Annotated in this window: 19 protein-coding genes and 5 pseudogenes; 11 read left to right on the top strand and 13 right to left on the bottom strand. The window is 60.9% G+C overall.

Annotation, left to right across the window (positions count from 1 at the left end; translation table 11 throughout):
• Positions 1-5: 5 nt before the first annotated feature.
• On the bottom strand, positions 6-1,220 hold the full coding sequence (locus AC0NID_RS14650) for a trans-sulfuration enzyme family protein (protein WP_473458033.1): 1,215 nt from the start codon (positions 1,218-1,220) through the stop codon (positions 6-8).
• 79 nt (positions 1,221-1,299) lie between these two features.
• Between AC0NID_RS14650 and AC0NID_RS14645 the strand changes: the two genes are divergently transcribed.
• Positions 1,300-2,196 (top strand): LysR family transcriptional regulator, encoded by an 897-nt coding sequence (locus tag AC0NID_RS14645; RefSeq protein WP_473458031.1) that lies wholly within the window; start codon positions 1,300-1,302, stop codon positions 2,194-2,196.
• A gap of 179 nt (positions 2,197-2,375) precedes the next feature.
• On the opposite strand, the gene AC0NID_RS14640 is transcribed toward AC0NID_RS14645, so the two are convergent.
• Both AC0NID_RS14640 and AC0NID_RS14635 read right to left on the bottom strand, forming a co-directional pair.
• Positions 2,376-2,660: a copper-binding protein gene (locus AC0NID_RS14640; protein ID WP_473522386.1), complete on the bottom strand. Its 285-nt coding sequence runs from the start codon at positions 2,658-2,660 to the stop codon at positions 2,376-2,378.
• A 26-nt stretch (positions 2,661-2,686) separates the two neighbouring features.
• The gene (locus AC0NID_RS14635; protein WP_473456342.1) at positions 2,687-3,175 is read right to left on the bottom strand and encodes a cupredoxin domain-containing protein; all 489 of its coding nucleotides are present in this window, start codon (positions 3,173-3,175) and stop codon (positions 2,687-2,689) included.
• Between the two features lie 794 nt (positions 3,176-3,969).
• Between AC0NID_RS14635 and AC0NID_RS14630 the strand changes: the two genes are divergently transcribed.
• The 7 genes and pseudogenes from AC0NID_RS14630 to istA all read left to right on the top strand — a co-directional run.
• Complete coding sequence (locus AC0NID_RS14630; RefSeq protein ID WP_473456343.1) at positions 3,970-4,257, top strand: hypothetical protein; 288 nt, start codon at positions 3,970-3,972, stop codon at positions 4,255-4,257.
• 619 nt (positions 4,258-4,876) lie between these two features.
• On the top strand, positions 4,877-5,554 hold the full coding sequence (locus AC0NID_RS14625; protein WP_473456344.1) for a response regulator: 678 nt from the start codon (positions 4,877-4,879) through the stop codon (positions 5,552-5,554).
• Positions 5,541-6,899 carry a sensor histidine kinase gene (locus AC0NID_RS14620; RefSeq protein WP_473456345.1) on the top strand — a complete coding sequence of 453 codons (1,359 nt, stop codon included), beginning with the start codon at positions 5,541-5,543 and terminating at the stop codon, positions 6,897-6,899. The genes AC0NID_RS14625 and AC0NID_RS14620 overlap by 14 nt, the downstream gene beginning before the upstream one ends.
• A gap of 871 nt (positions 6,900-7,770) precedes the next feature.
• Positions 7,771-8,022 (top strand): hypothetical protein, encoded by a 252-nt coding sequence (locus AC0NID_RS14615; RefSeq protein ID WP_473456354.1) that lies wholly within the window; start codon positions 7,771-7,773, stop codon positions 8,020-8,022.
• A 65-nt stretch (positions 8,023-8,087) separates the two neighbouring features.
• Entirely contained in the window at positions 8,088-8,339 is a 252-nt protein-coding gene (locus tag AC0NID_RS14610) for a helix-turn-helix domain-containing protein (protein WP_473456346.1), read from the top strand.
• Between the two features lie 472 nt (positions 8,340-8,811).
• A complete protein-coding gene (locus tag AC0NID_RS14605; protein ID WP_473456347.1) occupies positions 8,812-9,528 on the top strand; it encodes a site-specific integrase in 717 nt (238 codons plus the stop codon).
• A 425-nt stretch (positions 9,529-9,953) separates the two neighbouring features.
• Positions 9,954-10,739: pseudogene (gene istA, locus AC0NID_RS14600) on the top strand (IS21 family transposase); the annotation flags it as partial.
• On the opposite strand, the gene AC0NID_RS14595 reads toward istA, so the two are convergent.
• The 3 genes from AC0NID_RS14595 to AC0NID_RS14585 all read right to left on the bottom strand — a co-directional run bounded on the left by AC0NID_RS14595 (position 10,740) and on the right by AC0NID_RS14585 (position 13,942).
• Entirely contained in the window at positions 10,740-12,818 is a 2,079-nt protein-coding gene (locus tag AC0NID_RS14595) for a recombinase family protein (protein ID WP_010913722.1), read from the bottom strand.
• 258 nt (positions 12,819-13,076) lie between these two features.
• Positions 13,077-13,556 carry a helix-turn-helix domain-containing protein gene (locus tag AC0NID_RS14590; protein WP_010913721.1) on the bottom strand — a complete coding sequence of 160 codons (480 nt, stop codon included), beginning with the start codon at positions 13,554-13,556 and terminating at the stop codon, positions 13,077-13,079.
• A gap of 167 nt (positions 13,557-13,723) precedes the next feature.
• Positions 13,724-13,942: a DUF5372 family protein gene (locus tag AC0NID_RS14585; RefSeq protein WP_044551253.1), complete on the bottom strand. Its 219-nt coding sequence runs from the start codon at positions 13,940-13,942 to the stop codon at positions 13,724-13,726.
• Positions 13,943-14,037: 95 nt separating this feature from the next.
• Here AC0NID_RS14585 and AC0NID_RS14580 point away from each other — a divergent pair.
• Together AC0NID_RS14580 and AC0NID_RS14575 are read left to right on the top strand one after the other, a co-directional pair.
• Positions 14,038-14,811: pseudogene (locus AC0NID_RS14580) on the top strand (Mu transposase domain-containing protein); the annotation flags it as partial.
• A gap of 16 nt (positions 14,812-14,827) precedes the next feature.
• The gene (locus AC0NID_RS14575) at positions 14,828-15,169 is read left to right on the top strand and encodes an ATP-binding protein (RefSeq protein ID WP_473459574.1); all 342 of its coding nucleotides are present in this window, start codon (positions 14,828-14,830) and stop codon (positions 15,167-15,169) included.
• 16 nt (positions 15,170-15,185) lie between these two features.
• On the opposite strand, the gene AC0NID_RS14570 is transcribed toward AC0NID_RS14575, so the two are convergent.
• On the bottom strand, positions 15,186-17,255 hold the full coding sequence (locus AC0NID_RS14570; RefSeq protein WP_474033445.1) for a recombinase family protein: 2,070 nt from the start codon (positions 17,253-17,255) through the stop codon (positions 15,186-15,188).
• A gap of 472 nt (positions 17,256-17,727) precedes the next feature.
• Here AC0NID_RS14570 and AC0NID_RS14565 point away from each other — a divergent pair.
• Positions 17,728-18,180: pseudogene (locus tag AC0NID_RS14565) on the top strand (ATP-binding protein); the annotation flags it as partial.
• A 187-nt stretch (positions 18,181-18,367) separates the two neighbouring features.
• On the opposite strand, the pseudogene AC0NID_RS14560 reads toward AC0NID_RS14565, so the two are convergent.
• The 6 genes and pseudogenes from AC0NID_RS14560 to AC0NID_RS14535 form a co-directional block, all read right to left on the bottom strand.
• Positions 18,368-18,469 (bottom strand): annotated as a pseudogene (locus AC0NID_RS14560) (four-carbon acid sugar kinase family protein); the annotation flags it as partial.
• Positions 18,470-18,542: 73 nt separating this feature from the next.
• Positions 18,543-18,776: a hypothetical protein gene (locus AC0NID_RS14555; protein ID WP_473459548.1), complete on the bottom strand. Its 234-nt coding sequence runs from the start codon at positions 18,774-18,776 to the stop codon at positions 18,543-18,545.
• A 2-nt stretch (positions 18,777-18,778) separates the two neighbouring features.
• Positions 18,779-18,997 (bottom strand): annotated as a pseudogene (locus tag AC0NID_RS14550) (transposase domain-containing protein); the annotation flags it as partial.
• 110 nt (positions 18,998-19,107) lie between these two features.
• Positions 19,108-20,079: a tyrosine-type recombinase/integrase gene (locus AC0NID_RS14545; RefSeq protein WP_474033392.1), complete on the bottom strand. Its 972-nt coding sequence runs from the start codon at positions 20,077-20,079 to the stop codon at positions 19,108-19,110.
• Positions 20,080-20,107: 28 nt separating this feature from the next.
• Positions 20,108-21,064 (bottom strand): tyrosine-type recombinase/integrase, encoded by a 957-nt coding sequence (locus AC0NID_RS14540; protein WP_065011732.1) that lies wholly within the window; start codon positions 21,062-21,064, stop codon positions 20,108-20,110.
• The gene (locus tag AC0NID_RS14535; protein WP_473459477.1) at positions 21,061-22,305 is read right to left on the bottom strand and encodes a site-specific integrase; all 1,245 of its coding nucleotides are present in this window, start codon (positions 22,303-22,305) and stop codon (positions 21,061-21,063) included. Before AC0NID_RS14535 ends, AC0NID_RS14540 begins: the two co-directional genes overlap by 4 nt.
• Positions 22,306-22,347: the final 42 nt, after the last annotated feature.

Here is a 22,347-nt window from a genome sequence, read left to right as displayed (position 1 = left end):
TCTTGTCACTCGGCAGCCTTGGCATCGGCCAACGCAGCTCCGTTCCGCCGGCCTTCGGCAAAAAGGTCGAAGGCTTGGGAAAGATCGGCCAGCAGGTCGTCGGGTGCCTCGAGGCCGATCGACAGGCGCCAGACCGGCCCACGCTTCAGCCAATCGGGGGCGGGACGGTCTCTTCGCGGATCGCTGACCGAGATCAACGAATGCACACCGCCCCAGCTCGCGCCGAGCCTGAAGAGGCGCATACGAGCGAGAATTTCCGATTGGAGCGGGGCCAGTTCCGGCCGTAGCACGAAGGAGAACACACCCGCCGAACCGGCGAAGTCGCGTTTCCAGACAGCGTGGCCGGGGTGGTCCGGCAGGCTCGGGTGAAGGAGCTGGGCGATTTCGGTCCGCCCTGACAGCCACTCCATGATGCTGCGGGCCGTGGCGTCGGCGTGTCGCATGCGCACCGGCATGGTCATCAAGCCGCGCTCGCATAGCGCGCAGTCTTCTGGCGAAACGCCGTAACCGAGATATCGCGCCGTATCCTTGAGGCGCCGGAACAGAGCCTCATCTCGCACGGCGAGCGAACCCATTAGCAGATCGCCATGGCCGCCGGCATGTTTGGAAAGCGCCTGCATAGAAATGTCGACGTTGTAGTCGAGCGGCTTGAACAGCAGGTGCGAAGCCCAGGTATTGTCCGCCGCCACCAATGCGCCGGCCTTGTGAGCTACTGCCACGATGGCCGGCACGTCCTGCACCTCCAAGGTGATCGAGCCCGGCGATTCCACCCACACCAGCCGTGTCGTGTCGTCAAGCAGCGCAGCTATTCCAGCGTCGAGCCGGGGATCATAGGAAACCGCGTGGATGCCGAGCGGCCCCAGAAAACGGGCCATCATGTCGCGCGCCGGACCGTAAAGTGTTTCAGGCATCAGCACCCGGTCGCCGCCGCCGCAGGTGGCCATCGTCGCCAGCACGATGGCTGCCATACCAGAAGGGACGACAAGCGCGCGCGTCGCGTGCTCCAGCATGGCAATATGATCCTCCAACTGACGGCTGGTCGGCGTGCCGTAGAGCCCGTAGCTGAAGCCGTCATACAGGCGCGCGACGCGACGTTCGAAGGATTCCAGATCGTCGAAGATGACGGTCGACGCACGCTCAACAGGCATCGCCAACGACTGGAATGGCTCTTGCGAACGCTTGGGAGGATGGACATGGGAGGTGTCGTCGCGCTGGGTCATAAGCAAACCATAGCCATCTCGCCCATTGCTATCTATGACCATAACGATAAAGTTCATCCGTTTTTGATATGGCTTATCCATGAACCTGCACGACGTCGATGTCTTCAACGCAATCATGATCACACGCGGCGCTGGCGCTGCCGCAACGCTGCTCGACACCTCGCAGCCAGCGATCAGCCGCTCGCTCGCGAAGTTGGAGGCCGAACTCGGCTTCAACTTGTTCGACCGCATCCGCGGCAGGCTGGTAGCCACGCGCGAAGGCGAACTTTTCCATGCAGAAGTGAAGGCTAATCTGGTCGGTCTCGACCGGCTGAAGCTGCGCGCGGCCCAGATCAAGGAAGTGGGCACGGGCACGATCCGTGTCGCCAGCCTGTCGGCACTGGGGCACGGGCTGGTGCCGCGCGCCATCGTGGCCTTTTCGCGCAAGCATCCACAGGTGCGCATCAGTTATCAGGTGCGCACCTCCAATGTGGTGCGCGATCTGGTGGCATCAGGCAGTTTCGACATCGGGCTCGCCGCCGACGAAGTGGACACGAGCGGTGTGCTTCACAGCGTCTTCAACACCCCGCGCGCGGTTTGCGTGATGCCGAAGAACCATCGACTGGCGCAGAAAGCGGTGATCACGCCAAACGATCTCGCCGACGAGGCGTTCCTGGCATTGTCACCGGAGGACACGGTGCGGGTTGCGATGGACAAGGTCTTCGCCGCGCATGGCGTGCGTCCGCGTATCCTGATCGAGACCCCCTATGGCCTGACGATCGCCATTCTTGCTGCAAAAGGCATGGGAATCGGCCTGGTTAATCCGTCCGTTATCGCCGACCGCATGATCGCTGGCATTATCGCGACGCCATTCGAGCCGGCGGTCCATTTCCGCGCGTTGATCCTGCGACCGCCGGACGGCATCAACTCGGCTCTGATTACCGATTTTACGGCGGAACTCTATGCCGCGCGCAATGTGCTGTCGGCCGAAGAGTAGGCAAGGAAGTACAGTCCAGAGGCGAGGCAGGCCGATACCTGTCCAGCATGAGATAAAACGAGTTCCTCTAGGCCGAGAGGAGCGCGGACCGTTCATACCGACTTCCGTACTCATGCATTCCCCGATCGGGCCAGCGGCCGCCGCGGGTTGATTTTTCAACCCGCGGCGCTGGTCCCGGGTCACTTGATGTCGGTGACCGTGATGCGTCCGTTGACGCGGTCGGCTGTGAACTCGATCGCCTGACCCGCCTTGACCTTCTCGATCATACCGTCCTCCGCGACGACGAACACCATCGTCATCGCGGGCATGTCGAGATTGGTCAGCGGCTCATGCTTGATCGTCAGCTTCTGCTGTTTGGCGTCGACCTTGACGACTTCGCCCTTCACGTATTCCTGCGCAAGCGCGCTGCCGCCGATGGCGAGCATGAGCGCAAGTGTCGAGAGTGCCTTTATCAAGAGCGTCATGATTGCTTCCTTTGCGGTTTTGTCAGTCAGTTGGCGACGCTGATGTCGCCCTTCATTCCGGAATCGTAGTGACCCGGTATCAGACAGGCGAAACCGAATTCGCCGGCATTGGCGAAGGTCCAAATGATCTCGCCTCTGGCGCCGGGAGCCAGCCGGATCGAGTTGGGATCGGCATGCTCCATTTCGGGGAACTTCTCCATCAGCGCCTTGTGCTCCATGATCCCGTCATGGACGTCCATGACGAATTCGTGGTCGGTCTGGCCCTTGTTGGCGAACTTCAGGCGAACGGTCTCACCCTTCTTCACCTTGAGCACGGCCGGTTGGAACAACATCGTCCCGTCGTCCTTTTCCGACATCGAGATGTTGACGGTCCGCTTTGCCTTGCCGGCCTCGCCAGGGTTGCCGATCGGCATTGCGGCGGCTTTGTCGCCATGGCCTCCGGCGTGGGTTCCGCCGGCAACAGCTGCTCCGGAACTGACCGCCATCAAGACGGCCGCTGCGATTATACGTTTCATGCTGCACTTTCTCTCATTGTTGAGGTTGAGGGGTTTCGGGTTCTCATCCCTGTTTGCCGTGACCGCCATGCGTTGCCGGGCGATATATTGGGTGGACTCAGCGGATCTTGTCGGTGTGACCTTCGAGGTGTCGGCGCCGATGACCATGGGCACGCCATGGCCACTGCGTTCACTATGTGATGCAACCCTACGGCAGTGAATCGCAGTCGCCGTCGTATTTGGCTTCGAACTCCTATGCCCATGGCACCGATAGGGATGTCGATCGACACCTCCGACGATCCCAGGATCTTGATTCAAGCCGAGGTTCGAGCACGGGCGAACGAAGGCCGTTGCAAGAACGGTATTGCTCGAAGCCGCCTTTGCGCCACAACATTTTTCATACATTTTTGTAAGGCTTGTGTATGACTCGCGGCCACTTGCGCGCGGTCGTCAACCTCGCTGCAGAACTTCTGACCCAGGAATGGAATAGCGGACGACCGACGCCCCCCTGTGCGGCAATCTCTCAGCGCTTCAAGCAGACGCGACAGTCCGAATCTCTTTCATGACATCTGTTTGCACGCGCGCTCTTTTGCCTTTGAAGCCGCATTGGAAGGCCATGCATCGGCGCAAGAGAAACTGCGACGCCGTTCAACATGTGGCATTTCAAAAGCTGATCTTTCCGATTTCGGCTTCAATCGTCGGCACGAATGAGAATCACAAAAATGTAAATCTGAGGGCAAGTGCCCGTGAATTCGACCCGGTAGCCTGTTGTTGCTGAGCGTTCGAACGCTCACTTTCGACAAAAGGACCGAACCATGAAACACACCATCGGATATGCATTGATTGTCTTCGCGGCAATGACCGGTATCGCCAACAGCGGCACGAGCTCGACAAGCCCTCGCATCGGCGAGGTCTTGCACGGCCATGGATCGACGGGCGAAACGACGAAATCGGCATCCAACCCCGACATATCTTCCCGAGTGTCCGACAATCGCGATATCGAGAAAAATACCGATTCCCCCTATAACCGAGTCGAAGCTGTGAACCCCTCATCGCGGCTGGGCGGGAGCCCCCGCCAGCGCGCCAGCTGGGCGGGCCGGTAGCAGGACCAACACCGCTGCTCCGCATCCTCCCACGGAGCCAATGCAGGGCAAACCAGCCGGCAGCACCGCCGGCTGGTTGCCCCTTCAGCTGAACCTGGTCAAACCTTGCTCCAGTGTACAGCTCATCCCAGCGAGTACTCTCCGCGCACCTCCGGGATGGTCGCCGCTTAAACAAGCGACGCGTCACGATGCTGTGATCGCCGGCCGATCCGCCAAGCTACGGGCCCATATTGAACACAGTTGTGAGAGAATCCGTAGTCATCATCGGAATCACCTAGTCATTGCCCGGAGATGGAAAAAGGTGAGCCTTATGTTGGACTTGCGGCACAATGAAAGGATACGCCAAAAATGACGATACGAGTGGTCAATTACCGCGAAAGTTGCAAGGTGCTTTTGCTTGCAAACCGTGTTGTCGATCCAGTCCATGGATGTTGAGGCATCAAAACCCAGGATCCGGCTGGTGGAAAGCCCGCGTCACCCACTGATGGCGCCGAGCCGAAAAACCCGCCGAGCAAAGTCTCCCTGAGACATCGCTTCGTCCGCGCCATCGCCGGCAGAAGCAAGCTGGATAAAAGGTCATCAACGCTTGGCGCGCCAAGCCAGATGAGAGACTGCCATTATGAAAATTCTCCTGGTCGAAGACGACGAACAAATCAGCCGCTACATCGAAAATGGACTGAACTCTTCCGGCCATGTGGTCGATGTCATGACAGACGGGCGCGATGCTCTGCTTGTCGGACTGCGTGAACCTTATGATGTCGCAATTGTGGATCGGATGCTGCCAGGCCTAGATGGCTTGTCGCTCGTGCGGGGTCTTCGAGGCGCCGGCGGAAAGGTGCCGGTGATCTTCCTGACGGCGGTGGGCGGCGTCAACGATCGAGTCGAGGGACTGGAGGCCGGTGCGGACGATTACCTGATCAAGCCCTTTGCCTTCTCCGAACTCCTGGCTCGCGTCAATGCTCTGCGAAGGCGCCCTCCGATCGCCGCCGAAAAGGCAAAGCTGAAGGTGGCTGATCTGGAACTGGATCTCTTCAGCCGCCTCGCCACCCGTGGCGGAACGACGATTGAATTGCTCCCTCGGGAATTCGCGCTGCTTGAACTCCTGATGCGTAACGAGGGCCGCATACTGACGAAAACCATGCTCCTGGAGCGGATCTGGAACTTCAACTTCGACCCACAAAGCACCGTGGTGGAAACCCATATCAGCCGACTACGGGCGAAGATCGACAAACCATTCGATGTTCCGCTCCTGCATAATACACGCAATACCGGCTACACCATTCATGGCCAACGCTAGTATCGCCAGAAGTACGTCGATCCGACTTGCCGCGTTCTACATCTCCCTGTTTCTGCTTTCGTTCCTGGGAGCCAATTTCGTCGCTTACAACATGGTCGCCGCCTATCTTTACGAGCGGCTGGATTCAAATGTGATGGAGCGGTTCAGGGAGATTGCTTTCGCCTATGAGGCGAACGGTGTCGATGGCGCTGCCGCCATGATCCGAAGCCATGGTCCGGCAATCAGGGGACAGGAGACGCTTTACACACTGAAGGATCCCAACGGCGACTTCCTGGCTGGCAACATTGATATTTCGGCCTCGCCGCCGGGATTTTCCACGCGCGCACCGACAAGCCACAACACGGCGCTAACCAACTACCGGCTCTACCGGAAGAACCTGGATGGCTACGACCTGACTGTCGGCGTAAGCTATGACGACACCAATCGCTTGCGCGGCATCGCGCTTGTCAGCTTCGGCTGGGGAACGGCGATCGTACTTGCCGGAGGCCTCGGCGCGGGTGCGGTGTTGGCGTTCCGCACACGACGGCGCATCGCTGGACTCTCGGGTGCCATGAAGGCCGTCGGCGCCGGCGAGCTCGCCACCCGCCTGCCGATCTCCTTGCGCGGCGATGACATCGACATGCTGGCAGCTGAGGTCAATGTCGCGCTGGCACAGCTGCAGGCTAGCGTCGCGGCGATGACGCAGGTAACGACCGACATCGCGCATGACCTCAAGACGCCGATCGGGCGGCTGTTTCTGACGCTTGAGGCCGCTTCCGAAAGCAAGGACCAAACCGTCACGAGATCGCTCATCGAAAAGGCGATGGGCGAAGTCTCGCATATAGCCGGCACATTCGATGGTTTGCTGCGCATCTCGCAGATCGAGTCCGGCGCGCGCCGGACGCGATTTGCAAAGGTGAACCTTTCAGAATTAGTCACTGAAATCCACGATATCTATAGTCACATCGTGGAAGACGCCGAGCGTTCTCTGGTTCTGTCCAGTGACAGCCGAAACACGGCCTCGTTCATATGGGGCGATGCCGATCTGCTGAAGCAGATGTGCGTGAACCTTGTCGTCAATGCAATGCGCCACACACAACGAGGGGCCCGGATTGCGATCGGTGTCACGACCAAGGCGAAGCGCTGCTCCATCGTCGTCAGCGACAACGGACCTGGCATCCCGGCGGAGGAGCGGCAGAAAGTGTTCAAGCGCTTCTATCGCGTGGAAAAGAGCAGGACGACCGAAGGGACAGGGCTCGGCCTCAGCCTGGTCAAGGCCATATCCGACATCCATGGCGCGACAATTTTCCTGGACGACAATAGTCCCGGCTTAATCGTCAGTGCAGAATTCCCACGCACACGATGAATGGAGGCACCGATTGGGGTGCATCTCTTGTGTTCGCTTGATGAACCCGATCATGAGGGAGGAGAGTGCTGGTTCGGCGTGGTTCTCAAGCAGGAAATGTCCGCCGTCGAAAATATGCGCTTCCATGCGCGGCAGGTCCTGCATCCAGGACAGCGTTTGGGGATATCGATATAGGGGTCGTGACGGCCCCCCAGCATGAGCGCAGGCGGTTGCCATCCCTTCAAATACGCCGCGATCGTATCGAAACGCGGCACGGCTTTTGTAGGCGCCGATGAGCGCAAGGTGGGTCTCCATGCGGCCGTGAAGATTCATCACCCTCCAGTCCTCGACCTTGGTCGCCCCTGATCGTCGCGGCGACCTCTGGCAGCCCGCCCGTGTATTGCTCGCGCGTGAATTCAAAGGTCATGTCGGGGGTCGCGGCTGCTTCGTTCTCTTTTGTCGGTTCTGACCAGAATTTCATCATCGTCCCGACTCGCAATTTCGAGTTCGTGGTGCTCGATCTCGATTTGTTGCTAGGCCGCTTGCCGACGATAGCAAAAGAACGCCTCCTCAATAGTAGGTCTTGCGATGTAGCGGGCTAGCGACTCAAACCCCGACATTTCCATCTGAATATTCTGTGGCGTGTCATCTGTCCGATTTACACGTCGCTGCTCGCCTTTGCCGAACGAACTAGTGGGGCAGCTTCCGCACAACGCAACATCCGATTAGGGCAGGACGATCTCGCCCTGTTCGGACAATGTGGATATGCGGATCTTGTTGCACTCATGGGGATATAGCCCTGTTTCTTTGCGATCAAGCCGCCGAAGCGATCGGCTATTTTGGCTTCGCGCCGCTGCGGCGTTTGCGCACCGAGATCTTCGAGGCAGCGTCTTTGAAGAGTGACGCGATCTCGTATCCGCCGCGAGGACTCTCTCGTGACGAAGCTGCCCGGTATGTCGGTGTCGGATCGACGCTTTTCGACGAGATGGTTGCTGATGGGCGCATGCCAAAACCTAAACACATCAACAGTCGCTCAATCTGGGACCGTGTAGCCCTCGATATCGCTTTCACCTCGTTGCCGGACAAAGATCGCAGCCTCAAAAAGCTGTTGGAACGAAGCAAACGGGACGGAGACAAAGGATGACAACTACGCTCGTTGCGTATACGCTGTAGACGTAGTATGATCATCGCCCGTGCGGAAGGCATGACGTGAACGAGAATGAGAAACTTGCGAAAGAAGTGAAAGCTTGGCGGGCCAAGGGAGGGTTCACTGCCGAAGCTGCGGCCAAGGTGCTGGGAATACCGAAACGCACCTTTGAAGGCATAGAGCAAGGCAGAGGGTTCCCTTACCCGGTACTCCTGCGCGTTGCCATCGAAAGCAAAACCCTTTCGTTACAGGCGATTCTGGAGGACTCCCCGCGCGTCGAGCACCGGCGGCAGAAGCCTGAAAGGAGCGTTTGATGGCTAGGCCATTCAAGGATGCCCGTTACCCTGGGGTCTCGTCGCGCCTCAAGAACGGCAAGCGAGTCTATCGCTACCGCGCAAAGGGCATGCCCGAAATCCGACTTCCCGGCAAGCCCGGCGATCTCGAGTTCGAGGTGGCTTACGAGAAGACCACGAGGGGTCAGGGCAAGAAAGCAGTTATCATCGATTTGCCCGGTCGGGCACTGCCAAAAACCTTTGGCCATGCCGCGCGCCGGCTTGAAACAACGATGGAATGGCTCGACTTTGACGAAGCCACTCGGCAGAAGAATGCTCGGCTTATTGAGCGCTTCCTTCAGATGCAAGTCGAATCTAGTTATCCATTGACTTGGCGCGATACACCAGTGGAACATCTTGACGCTGATCGTCTGCGCACCATCGTCGAGGGCATCTTCGCGACCAACCGGACCGTGGCAAAACACATCCTAGTTGCGATCAAGAAGCTCTGTGGGTGGCGATCGAGGTTGAGAAATGGATCAAGCCGCAGGAAGATCCCTCGCTATCCATCCGCGTGCGAGTACCGAAATCGACGAAGAACCCGGCCTGGCCCATCGCAATCCGTGAGAAGTTCGAAGAGCGACACCCTGTCGGCACAGCCGCGCGCACCTGCTACGCGCTCGGCTTTTGGCTCGGCAACCGGCGTGGCGATATCGCCGCTCTCGATTGGGACGATCTTGTCACGGAGGAGATCGAACTGTTCGATGGCTCGCTAGAGTTGATCGAGGCCTTCGATTTTCGCCAGAAGAAGAATCGCAATCGCCACGGCGGGAAGGAGATATTCATTCCTGTTGTGGACAAGCTAGCAGCGGCGTTAGAATCGCTCGACCGCTTGAAAGGCGGCACCGTCTTGAAGAACGCTTATGGAAGGCCGTTCTCTGAAAAGAGCTTGACCGGCATGATGCAGCACTGGACCCGGCAGGCCGGAATTCCCAATGGCTATACTCTCCATGGCTTGCGCCGCACCTTCGGCACGTACCTTGCTGAGTGCAACGTTCAGGCGCGCGCCATTATGGAGGCAATGGGGCATTCCTCGATGACCGTGACGGACGACTATGTCCGTGAGGCCAACAAGAAACGGATGGCTGTCGATATCGCTCGTGCGATTAACGAACGCGAGGCAAAACGCGACGCTATGAAGCGCAGAGCAACCCTGCGGGTCGTCAAATGAGCGAGTCAAGCTGGAAGGTGTCGTATCTTCTTCGGGCCCATAATGGGCCCAAAACGTTTTGGGCCGAGGTCAAGTTTCATCAATAAAATCAATGGTTATGGTGGGCCCGGAGGGCGTATTCAGAATGTTGATTTCATTGGGTTTTTCGTGGGCCTGAATCAGAAATCTTTCCGTATTGTCTCGTATAATTCCGTCACCGCCAACCACAAGCCGCCGATTAACTTCTCCCCGCGTATGAACGGGTTGACTGCGTGTTTCGGTAATTCCCGGACACCCTTTTCGCTAAATCCCGGACAGTGATTTCAGTAATTCGCGGACAGCGATTCCGCTAAATCCCGGACAGTTTTCGGGAGCGGATTTAGCGGTCGGTTCTTGGCTGCGCCGTTCTGGCAGTTTGGCCTCTCACGATGATGTTGAGAGGGGCCATGCCGAGACGGAAGCAAGCGAGACGAACGAGTGTGAGGGACATCCAAGCGATCTTGCGCCTGACCCATGAGCAGGGTCTTTCGGTGCGTGAAGTGTCGGAACGGCTGAAGATCAGCAAGACGACAGTATCGACCTATTTGCTACGGGCGCGGGAGGCCGGGCTGTCATGCTGGCCTCTGCCGCCGGGCCACGACGACGCGACACTTGAGCGGCTGCTGTTTGGCCGTGCCGGTCGTCCGCCGCAAGACCTGAGCGAACCGGACTTTGCGCTGATCGCCAGGGAGCTGAAGCGCAAGGGGGTGACGCTGACGCTGTTGTGGCAGGAGTATCGCGCCGCCCATCCCGACGGCTACGGCTACACCTGGTTCTGCGAGCACTTCGCCGCTTTCGAGCGCCGGACGAGCGCGACATTCCGCAATCGGCATGCGGCGGGCGCGGTGATGCAGACGGACTATGCCGGGCAGACGGTGCCGGTGATCGATCCGGCGACCGGCGTCATTTACCCGGCGCAGATTTTTGTCGCGGTGCTGGGCGCATCCAATCTGACCTTCGCCTTTGCCAGCTCCAGTCAAAAGCTGCCGGACTGGATCGAGGGCCAGGTACGAGCGCTCGCCTTCTTCGGCGGCGTCACCAGAGCGATCGTGTGCGACAACCTGAAGGCCGGTGTCGTCAAGGCGCTGTGGTTCGAGCCGACGCTGAACGCGACCTTTGCCGCCATGGCCGAGCACTACGACACCACCGTCCTGCCGACCCGCAGCCGCAAGCCGCGCGACAAGGCGAAGGTTTCATAGTGCGTCCTGTTCGGCTGATGGCACGGTAATGGAGGCAGGGCGGGCGGGATTAGCGTTACAGCCTGGGCGACCTTTGATGATCTCGAGGTGGGAAGGAATATCCCACAGACCCCGGCTGAGATTGTCGCTGTAGACTTTGGTGATGAGCCCTTGACGTCCCCATTGATGCACGGTGGTCTCGGCGATCTCGAAGCGTTCGGCCACTTCCTGGGTGGTGAGCATACCACAATCGCGCAGGCGCTGGCGACGACCGGGCAGGTTATAAGTTCTGCGGATGAAAGCGATTTTCTTGAGATTGAACGGCTTGCCGTCCCAGGTCCGCAGACCGCGTTCATTGAAGATGTCGGCGACCTCGCGATCGCAATAACGGTCGAGCAAGCGGTCGACCTCGGCGATCAAGTCGGGCTTGGATTTACGGATCTGGAAGATCGGCAGCGGCCGGTCCAGCGTCAAGGTTCGGGTCGCCCCGCCGGAGAGCCGCACGTTTGCGGTAATCGTCTCGGCCTTGATTAAGGTGACATCGGCGACCAGCAGCCGCAGGATACGCTTGCGCTCGCGGACATCGATGCGGGCATCGCTCCAGATCCGCGGGAACTGCTCGGCAAGATCGCGGACGCGTTGCTGCGTCTCGGCGTCGAGGGCGGCGGCTTCCTCGGGCGCGCGTCGTTCATAGTCCTCGACAACGTCGGTGTGGAGCCGCAGCTTCTCGTTCCACTCGGCCTCGAGAGTGTCGGCAACGAGGCGATTGTCGGGATCGACCTTCATGTAGCGGCGCCGGGCGAGCTCGGCGTCATGACGCGTCCGCTCGATATGCTGTCGGCGCAACGTGTCCATCTCGGCGGCGCGTGCCTCAAGCTCGCGCTGCACCGCCAGGGTGACCTCAAGGGTCATCGGCGTCATCAGCTCGACAAGCAATGCACCCACCGCCGGGTCGACGACTTTGCCGGGCACGGACTGGCAGACCTTGCCGCCACGGCGGGTGGCGGTTTCCTGGCAGATATAGGTCGGGACAGGCTGACCGTGCTCCTGGCTGTAATGGACGCCCATGCGCCCGCCGCAAAGGCCGCAGAGAACTCTGCCCTGGAGCAAGGCGGATCCTTCGCGGACCGGCCCGGCGCGGCGCTGCATTCCGTAGGCTTGCGCATTGGTGGCGAGACGCTCCTGGTTGGCCTTGAAGCGCTCCCAGTCGATATAGCCCGGATGCAGGTCGGGCATGACGAACCGCCAGTCAGCCATATCCACCTTGATCTGCGAGACGCCGCCGCCCGGCCGGGGCCGTCCACGCGTTCGACCGTAGACGAAGGCGCCGGCATATCTCGGATTATGCAGGACCTGGAGGATGCGGGCGTGCCGTGGCGGCGCCCACATGAGTTCGCCTTTGTGCAGTCCCTTGCGCAGTCGCCGCGGGAACAGGATGCCTTCGTCGAGGAAGAACTTGACGGTTCTGGTTGCGCTGCCCAGGCGCTCGAAGGTGGTGAACACCATGCGGAGCGCGGCCTGCACCTCGGCGTCCGGGTCGAGTGCGAGGGTGCCATCGGGCAAGTAGACCAAGCCCACGGGCGGGCCTATCTTCAGATCGCCGCGGCTTGCCTTGTTGAGTTGGCCGCCGCGCATGCGCGCCTTGAGGAAGTGCAATTCGGCTTCCGACATCGTTCCTTTCAAACCCAAAAGAAGTCTGTCGTTGAAGCTTTCCGGGTCGTAGATGCCATCCTCATCGAGGATGAGGGTGCTGGTCAGGGCGCACAGCTCAAGCAGCCGGTGCCAGTCGGCGGAGTTGCGGGCCAGGCGCGAGACCTCCAGCCCCATGACGACGCCGGCCTTGGCGAGCGCGACTTCGCTGACCAGTTCCTGGAAGCCGTCGCGGGCAACGGCGCTGGATCCCGATTTGCCCAGGTCGCGGTCTATCACGTGGATGCGTTCGGTCGGCCAGCCGGCGGCAATGGCGCGATCACGCAGCCCATATTGTCGCTGCGTGCTCTCGCCGTTCTCGGCGACCTGTCGAAGCGTCGACTGACGGATGTAGAGGTAGGCGTCGCGCCGCAGGTGATCGGCGGTGACTTTGAGGTCAGGCATGTGCTGGCTCCGCGGTTAGCGTGACAACAAGGCTGGCAAGGATGAGGGTGAGCTCGCTGGTGGCGATCGCGCCTGCCGACGGGGGGCGATGTACCGGGCAAGGCGGCGTAAAGTTGGGAGTTGTCGTTGCGGCCTTGATCCAGGCGACCATGCCTTGACGGTGCAGGGTTACGAGTCCTGATCCGGTGATCAGCCGGGCGCTGAGCACCGCGGCGCGCAGTTGTTCGTATGTGCCGACGAGGCTGGTCGCGCGGACGGTTAAGGCAGATCGAGTCGTTTTTTTTTGGGCGCCATGGCCCGCTCCAGACTTCGCCGGTGCACCCTGACGCCAAAGCGTGTGGCGATAGCGTCTACACATTGCGGCACGGTGAGGTCGGGCCGCGTCGTCCTGATTTGGTCGATGTAAGCGAGGACCTCGGCAGAGATCTTGTGTCCGCCCTTTGGACCCCGCTGCCGGGGCACCAGCCCGGCGAGGCCCTGGTCGGCCAAGGCGCTCTGAGCTTTGTAGAAGGTCGGCCGCGAGACCCCGAAGGCGCTGGCGACGTCGCTGATCGGCACGCGATCGGCCTGATGGCGGCGCACCATCTCGTAGCGGACCTGCACAAGGTCCCTGGCATCGAAGAAGGGATTGGCGGCAAACAGCGTGTCGCGCACGGCCTCGGGGTGGGGGTTGAGCGCGCCGTCGCGGGCCAAGGCCTCGGCCTTTGGGTCGCGTCGTCTTGGCTTTGGCTTCGCCATGACCATCATCCAAACTGATTCGTAAATATAAATACGCCTTACACGATGAGACGTCAAACAAGACAACTCCACGACGCTCAAGGCAATTCCCGCAATACTGGGCGTATCTCCGGTATCCGAGCAGGCGCTGAGGCGTAATTTGCCTTACACCAGCGGCGTATTTAACCTTACGCATCCTCCGCCTCCACCGGCGCAGCGATCCGATCCAGCAGCGTGAGCAAATCCAATAGGTCGACCGTCCGGAACGCCGCGCGCCCGGCCGCGACGCGCCGGAATGCGTCAGGCTGCTCCATGTCCGTCATTGCGGCGGCAATCGTGGGCAAGGTCCCGTCCGCCGCTCGGTAGATCACCCGGTCGTCGCCCCAATGCGGGCTGCGGCTGATCATGTCGAAGGTCTGGCCTTTAAGCGGGTGGAATGGGTGAGTAATGCGGACCGTGAGGCCGGTCGTCCCCACACGGGCTGCAGTTGACGGCTTTATCCAAGGCAAAGGTCGAAGGCGCGGTGCTGATTGTCGAGCGCTGGATTCTGGCGCGGCTGAGGAATCGATCCTTCTTCTCGATCGCCGAGCTCAACGCGGCGATCGCCGAACTGCTCGAGGAGTTGAACAACCGGCCGATGCGCCATATCGGCCAAAGCCGCCGCGAACTGTTCGAGGAGATCGAGCGGGCTGCCTTGAAGCCGCTGCCGGCGGCACCGTTCGAATACGCCGAGTGGAAGTCGGCGAAGGTCCATCCTGATTACCATGTCGAGGTCGACAAGACCTTCTACTCGGTGCCGCACCGGCTGATCGGGCGCACCGTCGAGGTGCGGCTCACGCATCGAGTGGTCGAGATCTTCCACGATCACCAGCGTGTCGCCAGCCATGTGCGTCGCTCGCAGCGTTCCGGCCATGTCACCGTCAACGAACACATGCCCAAGGCGCACCAGCGCTACGCTAACACCACGCCGGCCAGCCTGATCAGCCGGGCGGCCAGGATTGGCTCCAACGCCGCCATCCTGGTCGAGCGCATGATGCGCGACCGACCGCATCCGGAACAGGGATACCGCTCGGCCATGGGCATCCTGTCGCTGGCGCCGCGCTATGGGCCGGAGCGTCTCGATGCCGCCTGCGAGCGGGCGCTGCTGATCAACGCGATCGCCTACTCCTCCGTCACCGCCATCCTCAAAGCCGGTCTCGACCGAGCCAGCTCTGCAGAACCGGCAAAGCCGACACCCCAGCACGCCAACATCCGCGGCTCCACCTATTACCAGTGAAGGAAAGGAAGAAAGAATGCTGACGAACCCCACCCTCGACCAGATGCAAGCCCTCGGTCTGGCCGGCATGGCTGCCGCCTGGCGCGAACTGGCCGAACGGAACAACGCCAACGAGCTGAGCCGTGACGAGTGGCTCGGCCTGATGCTCGACCGCGAGGTCGCTATACGGGCCGACAAGCGCGTCCGGAACCGGCTCGCCTCAGCCAGGCTGCGCTTTCCCGAAGCCTGCATCGAGGACATCGACTTTGCCGCGCCACGCGGGCTCGACCGGCGCAGCACCATGGCGCTCGCCCAGGGCGAATGGCTGAAAGCGCATGAGAACCTGATCGTCACCGGCCAGACCGATCCCACGACATAATGCACACCTCGCTATGTTATTGAAAAAGCTGGATCTGCTGATCCTGTGATTGTGATAATGGACTGTGTCCGCTCCTGCCGGAATGGTGCTGGATATCGAGTTGCTCGATATCTTCATGACGGATGATCCAGGGCGTACCCTTGCAATACTGCTCGGCCTTCAGATCGCCGGCGCGGATCATGCGCAGCACGGTCATTGGCCGCAGCCCGAGCTTTGCAGCCGTTTCCTGCAATGTATACTCGCCGCGCTCCGACCGTTCGTCCTTTTTGTAGACGGCGATGTCGTGCTGGTTGCGGAAAGAGCAGACACGGGACTGCGTCCATCCGTTCTGACGACCCGTGGTTTTGCCGAGCCTGTTGAGAAGCGATGCGATCGCTCTATCCGGCAATTGGCGTGCCAGGGCACGGATCAGTTCCTCGATGTCCGGCGTGGCGCCCCAACGGTGATGGCCTGCCTTGTTCTTCCTGACCGAAAGCGCGGTATGGTCGCCGCCCTGCCAATGCACCAGCATTTTGATGTGGTCGTCTTCGATGGCGACGACAATCTCGCGGATCACGGCGCGGATGATCCGCTTGCGCGTGGTGGCGGTGGCGTTGGCATGATGCCATGCCAGTTCGAGATCGGCGCCCATGCGCAGCAGGCTCCGCCGTTCCTCTTCTCCCAGAGCCTCAGGCTTGTGGCGGTCGAGCGCGTCAAGCTCGTCCTGACGCTCGCGGACGGCTACGAGCGCGGCATTCCAGCGTCGCTCTAGTTCGCCTGCTACAAGCCGGTTGTCCGGGTCGACGGCGTCATACTGGCGGCGTGCATGGGCGGCTTCATAACGTGCTTGCTCGAGTGCGAGCTCCACATGGCGCCGCTTCTCTCCAGCCTGCACGGTGGTGGTCTCGATGGCCTTGATCGCCGCTTCGATGCCGAGCGGTTGAAGGCGTTGAAGAACCTCCGCGCTGACCGCCTGATCGACCCGCAACGATCCGAAGCCAATGCACGGGTCGGTTCCGTGGTTGAGCTGCGCTCCGCGGCAATGATAGCGCCCCGTATTGCCGTTGCTGCCGGAATAGGAGACATGCAGCTTGCGGCCGCAATGGCCGCAGCGCAAGAGACCGCCGAGCAGCAACTCGCCCCGGCGAAGAGCACCGCGCGGCACCAAGCCTTTGCTTGTGGCATTGTCCGTGATCAGGCGCTGATTCCTCTCAAAATCGTGCCAGCTCAGGTAACCTTCGTGATGGTCGATGAGCAAGACCTCCCAGTCGGCGCGATCGCGCCTGATCCCACGCAAAATCCGTTTGCGTCCGGCCTCTATGGTGACTTTGCTGCAGGTTCGCCCGAACGCATAGGCGCCGGCGTAGATCGGGTTGGTGAGAATGTGGTGCACAGTATTGTAGACGGGCAGCTTCCAGACGATCGCCCTGTCCGCCGCGCGCGTGTAATTTACGGCAGGGAGCATAGTGCCCTCGCTGCGCAGCCACAGATGCACCTGCCGGATGCTCTGCAGTTCGTCGAAACGCCGGAATACAAGATCGATCGCCTCGCGGATCCGCAGGTCCGGGTCTTTCTCGATCCGGTTCCGGCCCGACTTGACGTAACCGATCGCCACCGTCAGGAAAAGTTCGCCCCGGCGTGCCTTCTGCTTCAGGGCTTCGATCGAGCGGGCCCGCAGGATCGAAAGCTCCAGTTCGCTCATCGTGCCCTTCATGCCGAGCAGCAACCTGTCGTTGGGATGACGCGGTTCGTAGATGGCGTCCTCATCTATGATGAGCGTTCCGACAAGGCCGCAAAACTCGATGAGCGTATGCCAGTCCCGGCCATTGCGGGCCAGCCGGGAGGCTTCAATGGCGAGGACCGCACCAACCCGACCTTCGCAGATCGCCGCCAGAAGCTTCTCAAAGCCCGGACGGCTGATGCCAGACCCTGAACGACCGAGATCTTCATCGATGACGATGGCTTCTTTCCAGCCAAGGGATCGCGCTCGCTCGGCAAGGCCATATTGGCGTCGCCGGCTCTCGGGATTGTTGACGAGTTGATCGGCCGTCGACTGCCGGACATAGACATAGGCGCCGCGCGCGAGATGTTCAGCGGTGATCTTCATGATCTGCCTCCCGTTCCGTCTGGCTCACCACCGCTTCCCTCAGCAAGGTCTCGATCAGCGGGAGGGTGCGTTCCCGGACTTCGCCTGGAAGACTCGATGGCGGAGCCTTCGTGGAAAACAGGTCTGGCTGGTCGGTTCGGCATTGCCTGCGCTGCATGGTCGTCTCCTGGCTGGCGTGAGTCGCTCTGCAGAAAACGTAGACCTGCATCCACCTCGCTGCGCAGGTCGCGCAGGCATGAAAGGGGAAAACGGGGCGCCTCGCGAACCGCCATCGTCAGGGCGATCTCTTCCGTCATCCAGATCGGAATCAGCGCCAGGCTGCCATCCGGTTGTCGCCCGACATAGGCCGGCTCACCGCAATAACGCTGACGGCCTGTGACAAAAATCTCCCCGCCCGAACGCGGATGAAAGGCGTAACGGACAATCTTCTTTGCCTCGCCATCCTGATAACGGGCATTATGAGCCCAGTCCGACCGGAACCGGCAAGTCGTGGCTGGCCTGCGCCTTCGGCCGGCAAGCAGCACGGCTTGATCATTCCGTGCTCTATGTGCGCGTGCCGCGCCTGTTCGAGGATTTGGCGCTCGCCCGTCTCGATGGCCGCTTCCCACGCCTCATCGACAAACTCACCCGCGCACAACTGCTCATCCTCGATGACTTCGGAACCCACTCCCTCACCGACCAACAGCGCTTCCATCTGTTCGAAATCGTCGAGGAACGCTATCGCCGCAAATCCACCCTGATCACCGCCCAGGTCCCGGTGGCCAGATGGCATGACCTGATCGCAGACCCCACCGTCGCCGACGCCATTCTCGACCGGATCGTGCACAACGCCCACCGCATCGTGCTTCAGGGCGACAGCATGCGAAAGCAAAAGGCTGCGCCCCTCTTGACCGGCACCGAAAACGGCGAAATCAATCATCCATGAACGCAACAAGGCACCCGAGGACCGACGCCGCCAGACTGTCCCGACATTAGCGAAACCACTGTCCGGGAATTAGCGGAACCCCTGTCCGGCTTTTGCGAAATGCGCAGGTTGACGTTTGCCGGCACAGCTAGGCCTCCGTTCCCATTCGAATGCGATCGGCTAATTGGGGATATCCTCGACTAGGTGTGGCGAGCCCAACAGGCAGAGTCACCTGCGGTTGCAGTAGCTGCATGAGGTTCGAATCCCTCATCGGCGTCAGGGGATGATCCTTCATCGGGCTCTCGGCAAGGGTATGCATCCGGTGAAGACCGCAGACGTGCGTGTCCCGTGGCCATGAGCCCCTGAGCACGGCGGTGCTGGGGTCAAGCTTTCGATGGGGAGACGCGATGATATTCTTCGAGGAGGAGTTCGACCTCCTCGATGCCTTCGTCGGTGAAGGCCAAGATCCCGTCGTCATCGTTGGCGCCGTAGACCCAGATGATGCCGTCCTCGGGCTCGAGACCGAGGGTCAGTTCATGGATGAGCTCTTCGCTGACGCCGAGGTTCCTGGCGACACGTTCGACGGTGTAGACGTGATGCACCTTATTGCGCTGCATGATCAGGCCGCCGCTGGTTGGGTCCGCAGTTTTGCGGATCTCCAGTTCCACGGCAACAAATCATCGATCCGATGGGCCGGATAGGCGGGCAGTCGGGCGAGGACGTGGGCGAGCCAGGCCTGCGGGTCGATATCGTTCATCTTGGCCGTCGCAATCAGGCTGTAGAGAATGGCAGCGCGCTGTCCGCCGCGATCGGAACCGCAGAACAGCCAGGACTTTCTGTTATGCATACCTTTTCATAACAGAAATTATGCTCAGGCCCGGATTATGCGCAGTTGGCCGAGGCGGATGTGGGCCAGTCGCCGTTTCCACCTCGGTGACCTTGACATAATCAGAGGGCTTCGAGGAAGCGCATCAAATTGTCGGGCGGTCGGTAGCGTCCAAGCCTGGCCTCCTGGGGCTGCAACTTCCCGAGCGCCAGCTCTTTCATGGATAGATCGGCCTCCACATACATGTGCGTGGTCGCGGTGTCTTCATGCCCCAACCAAAGCGCGATGACGGTGATGTCGACACCGGACTGCAGCAGATGCATTGCTGTCGTGTGCCGGATCACATGGGGCGAGATCAAGCGGCCAGCGAGAGAGGGAAAATGGCGCCGTGCTGCAGCGACGGCGAGATCCAGCCGTTGCGTGACGTTGGAGCGGGTCATCTTCGCGCCTGCGCGGTTTGGCAGCAGGAAGCCGTCCTGCGCGTTTGCTCCCAGCGATCGCTGCCATCGCCGAACAAGGGCGGCTGTCGGGCGCCATAAGGGAACGCACCGCTCCTTGCGCCCCTTGCCATGCAGGTGCACGGCGGGCTGGCCTTCAAGAACAATATCGCGGCAGCGGATTCCGATGATCTCGGAGACGCGTGCGCCGGTGTTGTACATGAGACTGAACAGCACCCGATCCCGCCGCCCCGCCCATGTCGCATCGTCGGGAGCGTCGAGGATGGCCTGGATCTCCGATCGCGTCAGGAAGCCGATCAGCGGGCGATCGGCCCTCTTCATCGGAATGGCGAGCGCCTGCTCTATGATCCCGAGGGCGTCAAGATCATGATGTCCCGCGTATTTGAGGAATGTTCGCAGCGCGGCAAGCCGCGCGTTCCGGCTCCGTACGCTGTTGCCGCGAACCTTCTCCAGATGGTCGAGGAAATCGAGCAGCAGTCGCGCGTTCAGATCGGTGAGCGCGAGTTTGCTCGGAGGCTTGCCGATTGACGTCTCGGCAAACGCCAGAAGCAGTCGGAACGTATCGCGGTAAGCCGCGATGGTCCGCGGGCTGACGGCGCGATGTTGGCCCAGATGCTCGACGAAGAAGCGCTGCACCAGCGCGGCGAACGACGGTGTTGTCTGCTCACCCATGACAGCGCTCCTCCGCCGCAAATGCTTCGAAGCGATCGCCGGCCGCGACCATCAGGTCGGGAATGCCGGTCAGGTACCAATAGGTATCGGAGACCTTGGCATGGCCGACATAGGTGGCCAGCGCGGCGATGGCATTGTCGATATCCGCGCCTTCGTTCTGCCAGCGCTGCACTCGCCGGCAGATGAAGGTGTGGCGCAGATCGTGAATGCGAACCTCGTCATAGGCCCCACGAGCAACAATATTTGCGTCCCGACGCAACTGCTGAAATGTCCAATGGACCTGACGCTTGGACGGCACTTGCCCTGAGGCGCCGACGAAGAAAGATGCATCCGACTCGGCCGGAGCGGAGCGGGCGCGGATTGCCACATAGCGCGAGAGCGCAGCGGCGACGCTGGCATCAAATGGTACGTGCCTTGACTTGGTGAACTTGGTCATGCGCACGGTCAGACATCGGCCGGCAATGTCGACGTCGCCGCATCGGAGCTTGAGTGCCTCGGAAATCCGCAATCCCGTGGCTGCGATCAGCCCCAACATGGTCTCGTATGTTGCCGGTCGAATGGAGTGTTGCGGCTGCAGCCGCCGCGCCGCCTGCAGCAGAGCGACGATCTCCTGGTCGGTGTAGATATGTGGCGTCCGGCGCTGGTGCGCTTTGCCGAATATGCTGCTTACGGGAAGCTCGTTCCGTGGGTCGAGACGTCTCTCATGCTCGGCAAAGGGCCGCAGCACTTCGAGGCGGCGCACCCAGGAGGTTGGCGTCGCGTTCCGCGCCTCCCCCTGAACCCAAGCGACCACGAGCGTCGTCGTCAGCGGGCCGCGATGGCCGGACAGATCGGCGAAGCGAGCGAACGACCGCAGCATTATGCCAGAGGTCTCGAGCGAGAATCCAAGGCGACGTCGCTCCACAAGATAGGCGTCGATCCGCGCCTGCATGGTCAGCGACCGGCTCATGCCACACTCCCCGGCCACGGCATAGCGACCGCCGCGAGCCGCTGAAGGTCGACCTTCGTGTAGATCATGGAGGTGTCGATGCTCCGATGGCGCAGGATATCGGCGATCTGCTTCATGGGCACACCAGCGTTCAGCATGCGGCTGGCGACGCTGTGCCGGAGGATATGAACGCGTGTCTGAGACCAGCCGCAACGTTTGTAGGCGGCGAAAACGGCGCGCCTTACAACGTCTTTTTGGATCGGCAGGTCATAGGGCGCGACGTGGCGTACGAATATTGCGCGGTTCGTGCTCGGTGGACGTTCATGCCGCAGATACGCAGCGATCGCGTCACCCGTCTCGGGCGGCAAGGGAAGGACGTCGAAACGCCGGCCCTTTGACCGGGAAATGCGGATCGTACCCTGCCGCCAATCGATGTCGCCGAGCTGCAGTTGCACAACCTCACTGGTTCGGAGCCCAAGATCGGTCAGGCACCGGACCATGGCGTAGGCCCTCCGGCGCGACGGGAAATCCTTGTCGAATGAAGCGAGCAGAATCTCAATCTGCGTGTCGGAAAGCACATCCGGTAAGCTGCTCAGCCGCCAGCATGCAACGCGAGGGATTGCGCCGAGTAGATGCTGAACGTCGTCGCCCATCATCTGCCGAAACCGGAGATAGCAGCTGATCGCACCCCCAACAATGCGAATGGTGGCGGTCGTCCAGCCCTGCAGTTCGCCGAGGATGAAGCGTCTCACACGCGCCGGCTCAAGGCCGGCGATAGAGATCTCCCCTTCCGGAAACTGTTCCTCAAGAAAGCGTCGAAGAATCCGCTCGCGCCTCGCTCGTGTGCTGACGGCTAACCCGCCGACATCGCGCATGTAGGCCCGGAATGCCGCCAATTCCCCGCCATGTGTGGTGTGTGCGGTAGCTGCGGGAATGGCGCCTTCGGCACGCAGCACTGCAAGCAAATGCGTGATGGCCGCCCTGAGTTCGTGCGGCAAGCGACGGGCCGGATAAGGGCAGTCACAGACGGGAAGATGCTCGCTGATAAACCGAACTCGCGCGGCTTCGCCTATGGACTCTAACGCGAGCCGTTCGGTCGAGATCCAGTGGGCGAAATGGGCAATGCAGCACAGATAAACACGTGCGGTGCTGGGCGCATAGCGGGCACGGCCCAGGTGCTCAAGATAGCGCTCCGAGAATGGCCCCAACGGGCTGTTCTCAAGCCACTGACGGGGCGCCGGCTGCAGTTTGATTTGGTTCATGACGATCTCCTCTACGGTTGGCGCGCAGAGGAGATCAGGATT

This window comes from Mesorhizobium sp. WSM4821, assembly GCF_055901555.1.
This window is presented reverse-complemented; position numbering and strand designations above follow the sequence as displayed.

Coding starts and splice junctions, on each gene's coding strand:
- AC0NID_RS14535 (WP_473459477.1), bottom strand. CDS start 22,305: ATGAACCAAATCAAACTGCAGCCGGCGCCCCGTCAGTGGCTTGAGAAC.
- AC0NID_RS14645 (WP_473458031.1), top strand. CDS start 1,300: ATGAACCTGCACGACGTCGATGTCTTCAACGCAATCATGATCACACGC.
- AC0NID_RS14540 (WP_065011732.1), bottom strand. CDS start 21,064: ATGAGCCGGTCGCTGACCATGCAGGCGCGGATCGACGCCTATCTTGTG.
- AC0NID_RS14620 (WP_473456345.1), top strand. CDS start 5,541: ATGGCCAACGCTAGTATCGCCAGAAGTACGTCGATCCGACTTGCCGCG.
- AC0NID_RS14630 (WP_473456343.1), top strand. CDS start 3,970: ATGAAACACACCATCGGATATGCATTGATTGTCTTCGCGGCAATGACC.
- AC0NID_RS14585 (WP_044551253.1), bottom strand. CDS start 13,942: ATGATCAGCCGCAGCCCGCATTGGGGCGACGACCGGGTGATCTACCGA.
- AC0NID_RS14555 (WP_473459548.1), bottom strand. CDS start 18,776: ATGCAGCGCAATAAGGTGCATCACGTCTACACCGTCGAACGTGTCGCC.
- AC0NID_RS14625 (WP_473456344.1), top strand. CDS start 4,877: ATGAAAATTCTCCTGGTCGAAGACGACGAACAAATCAGCCGCTACATC.
- AC0NID_RS14650 (WP_473458033.1), bottom strand. CDS start 1,220: ATGACCCAGCGCGACGACACCTCCCATGTCCATCCTCCCAAGCGTTCG.
- AC0NID_RS14570 (WP_474033445.1), bottom strand. CDS start 17,255: ATGAAGATCACCGCTGAACATCTCGCGCGCGGCGCCTATGTCTATGTC.
- AC0NID_RS14590 (WP_010913721.1), bottom strand. CDS start 13,556: ATGGCGAAGCCAAAGCCAAGACGACGCGACCCAAAGGCCGAGGCCTTG.
- AC0NID_RS14635 (WP_473456342.1), bottom strand. CDS start 3,175: ATGAAACGTATAATCGCAGCGGCCGTCTTGATGGCGGTCAGTTCCGGA.
- AC0NID_RS14575 (WP_473459574.1), top strand. CDS start 14,828: ATGCTGACGAACCCCACCCTCGACCAGATGCAAGCCCTCGGTCTGGCC.
- AC0NID_RS14595 (WP_010913722.1), bottom strand. CDS start 12,818: ATGCCTGACCTCAAAGTCACCGCCGATCACCTGCGGCGCGACGCCTAC.
- AC0NID_RS14640 (WP_473522386.1), bottom strand. CDS start 2,660: ATGACGCTCTTGATAAAGGCACTCTCGACACTTGCGCTCATGCTCGCC.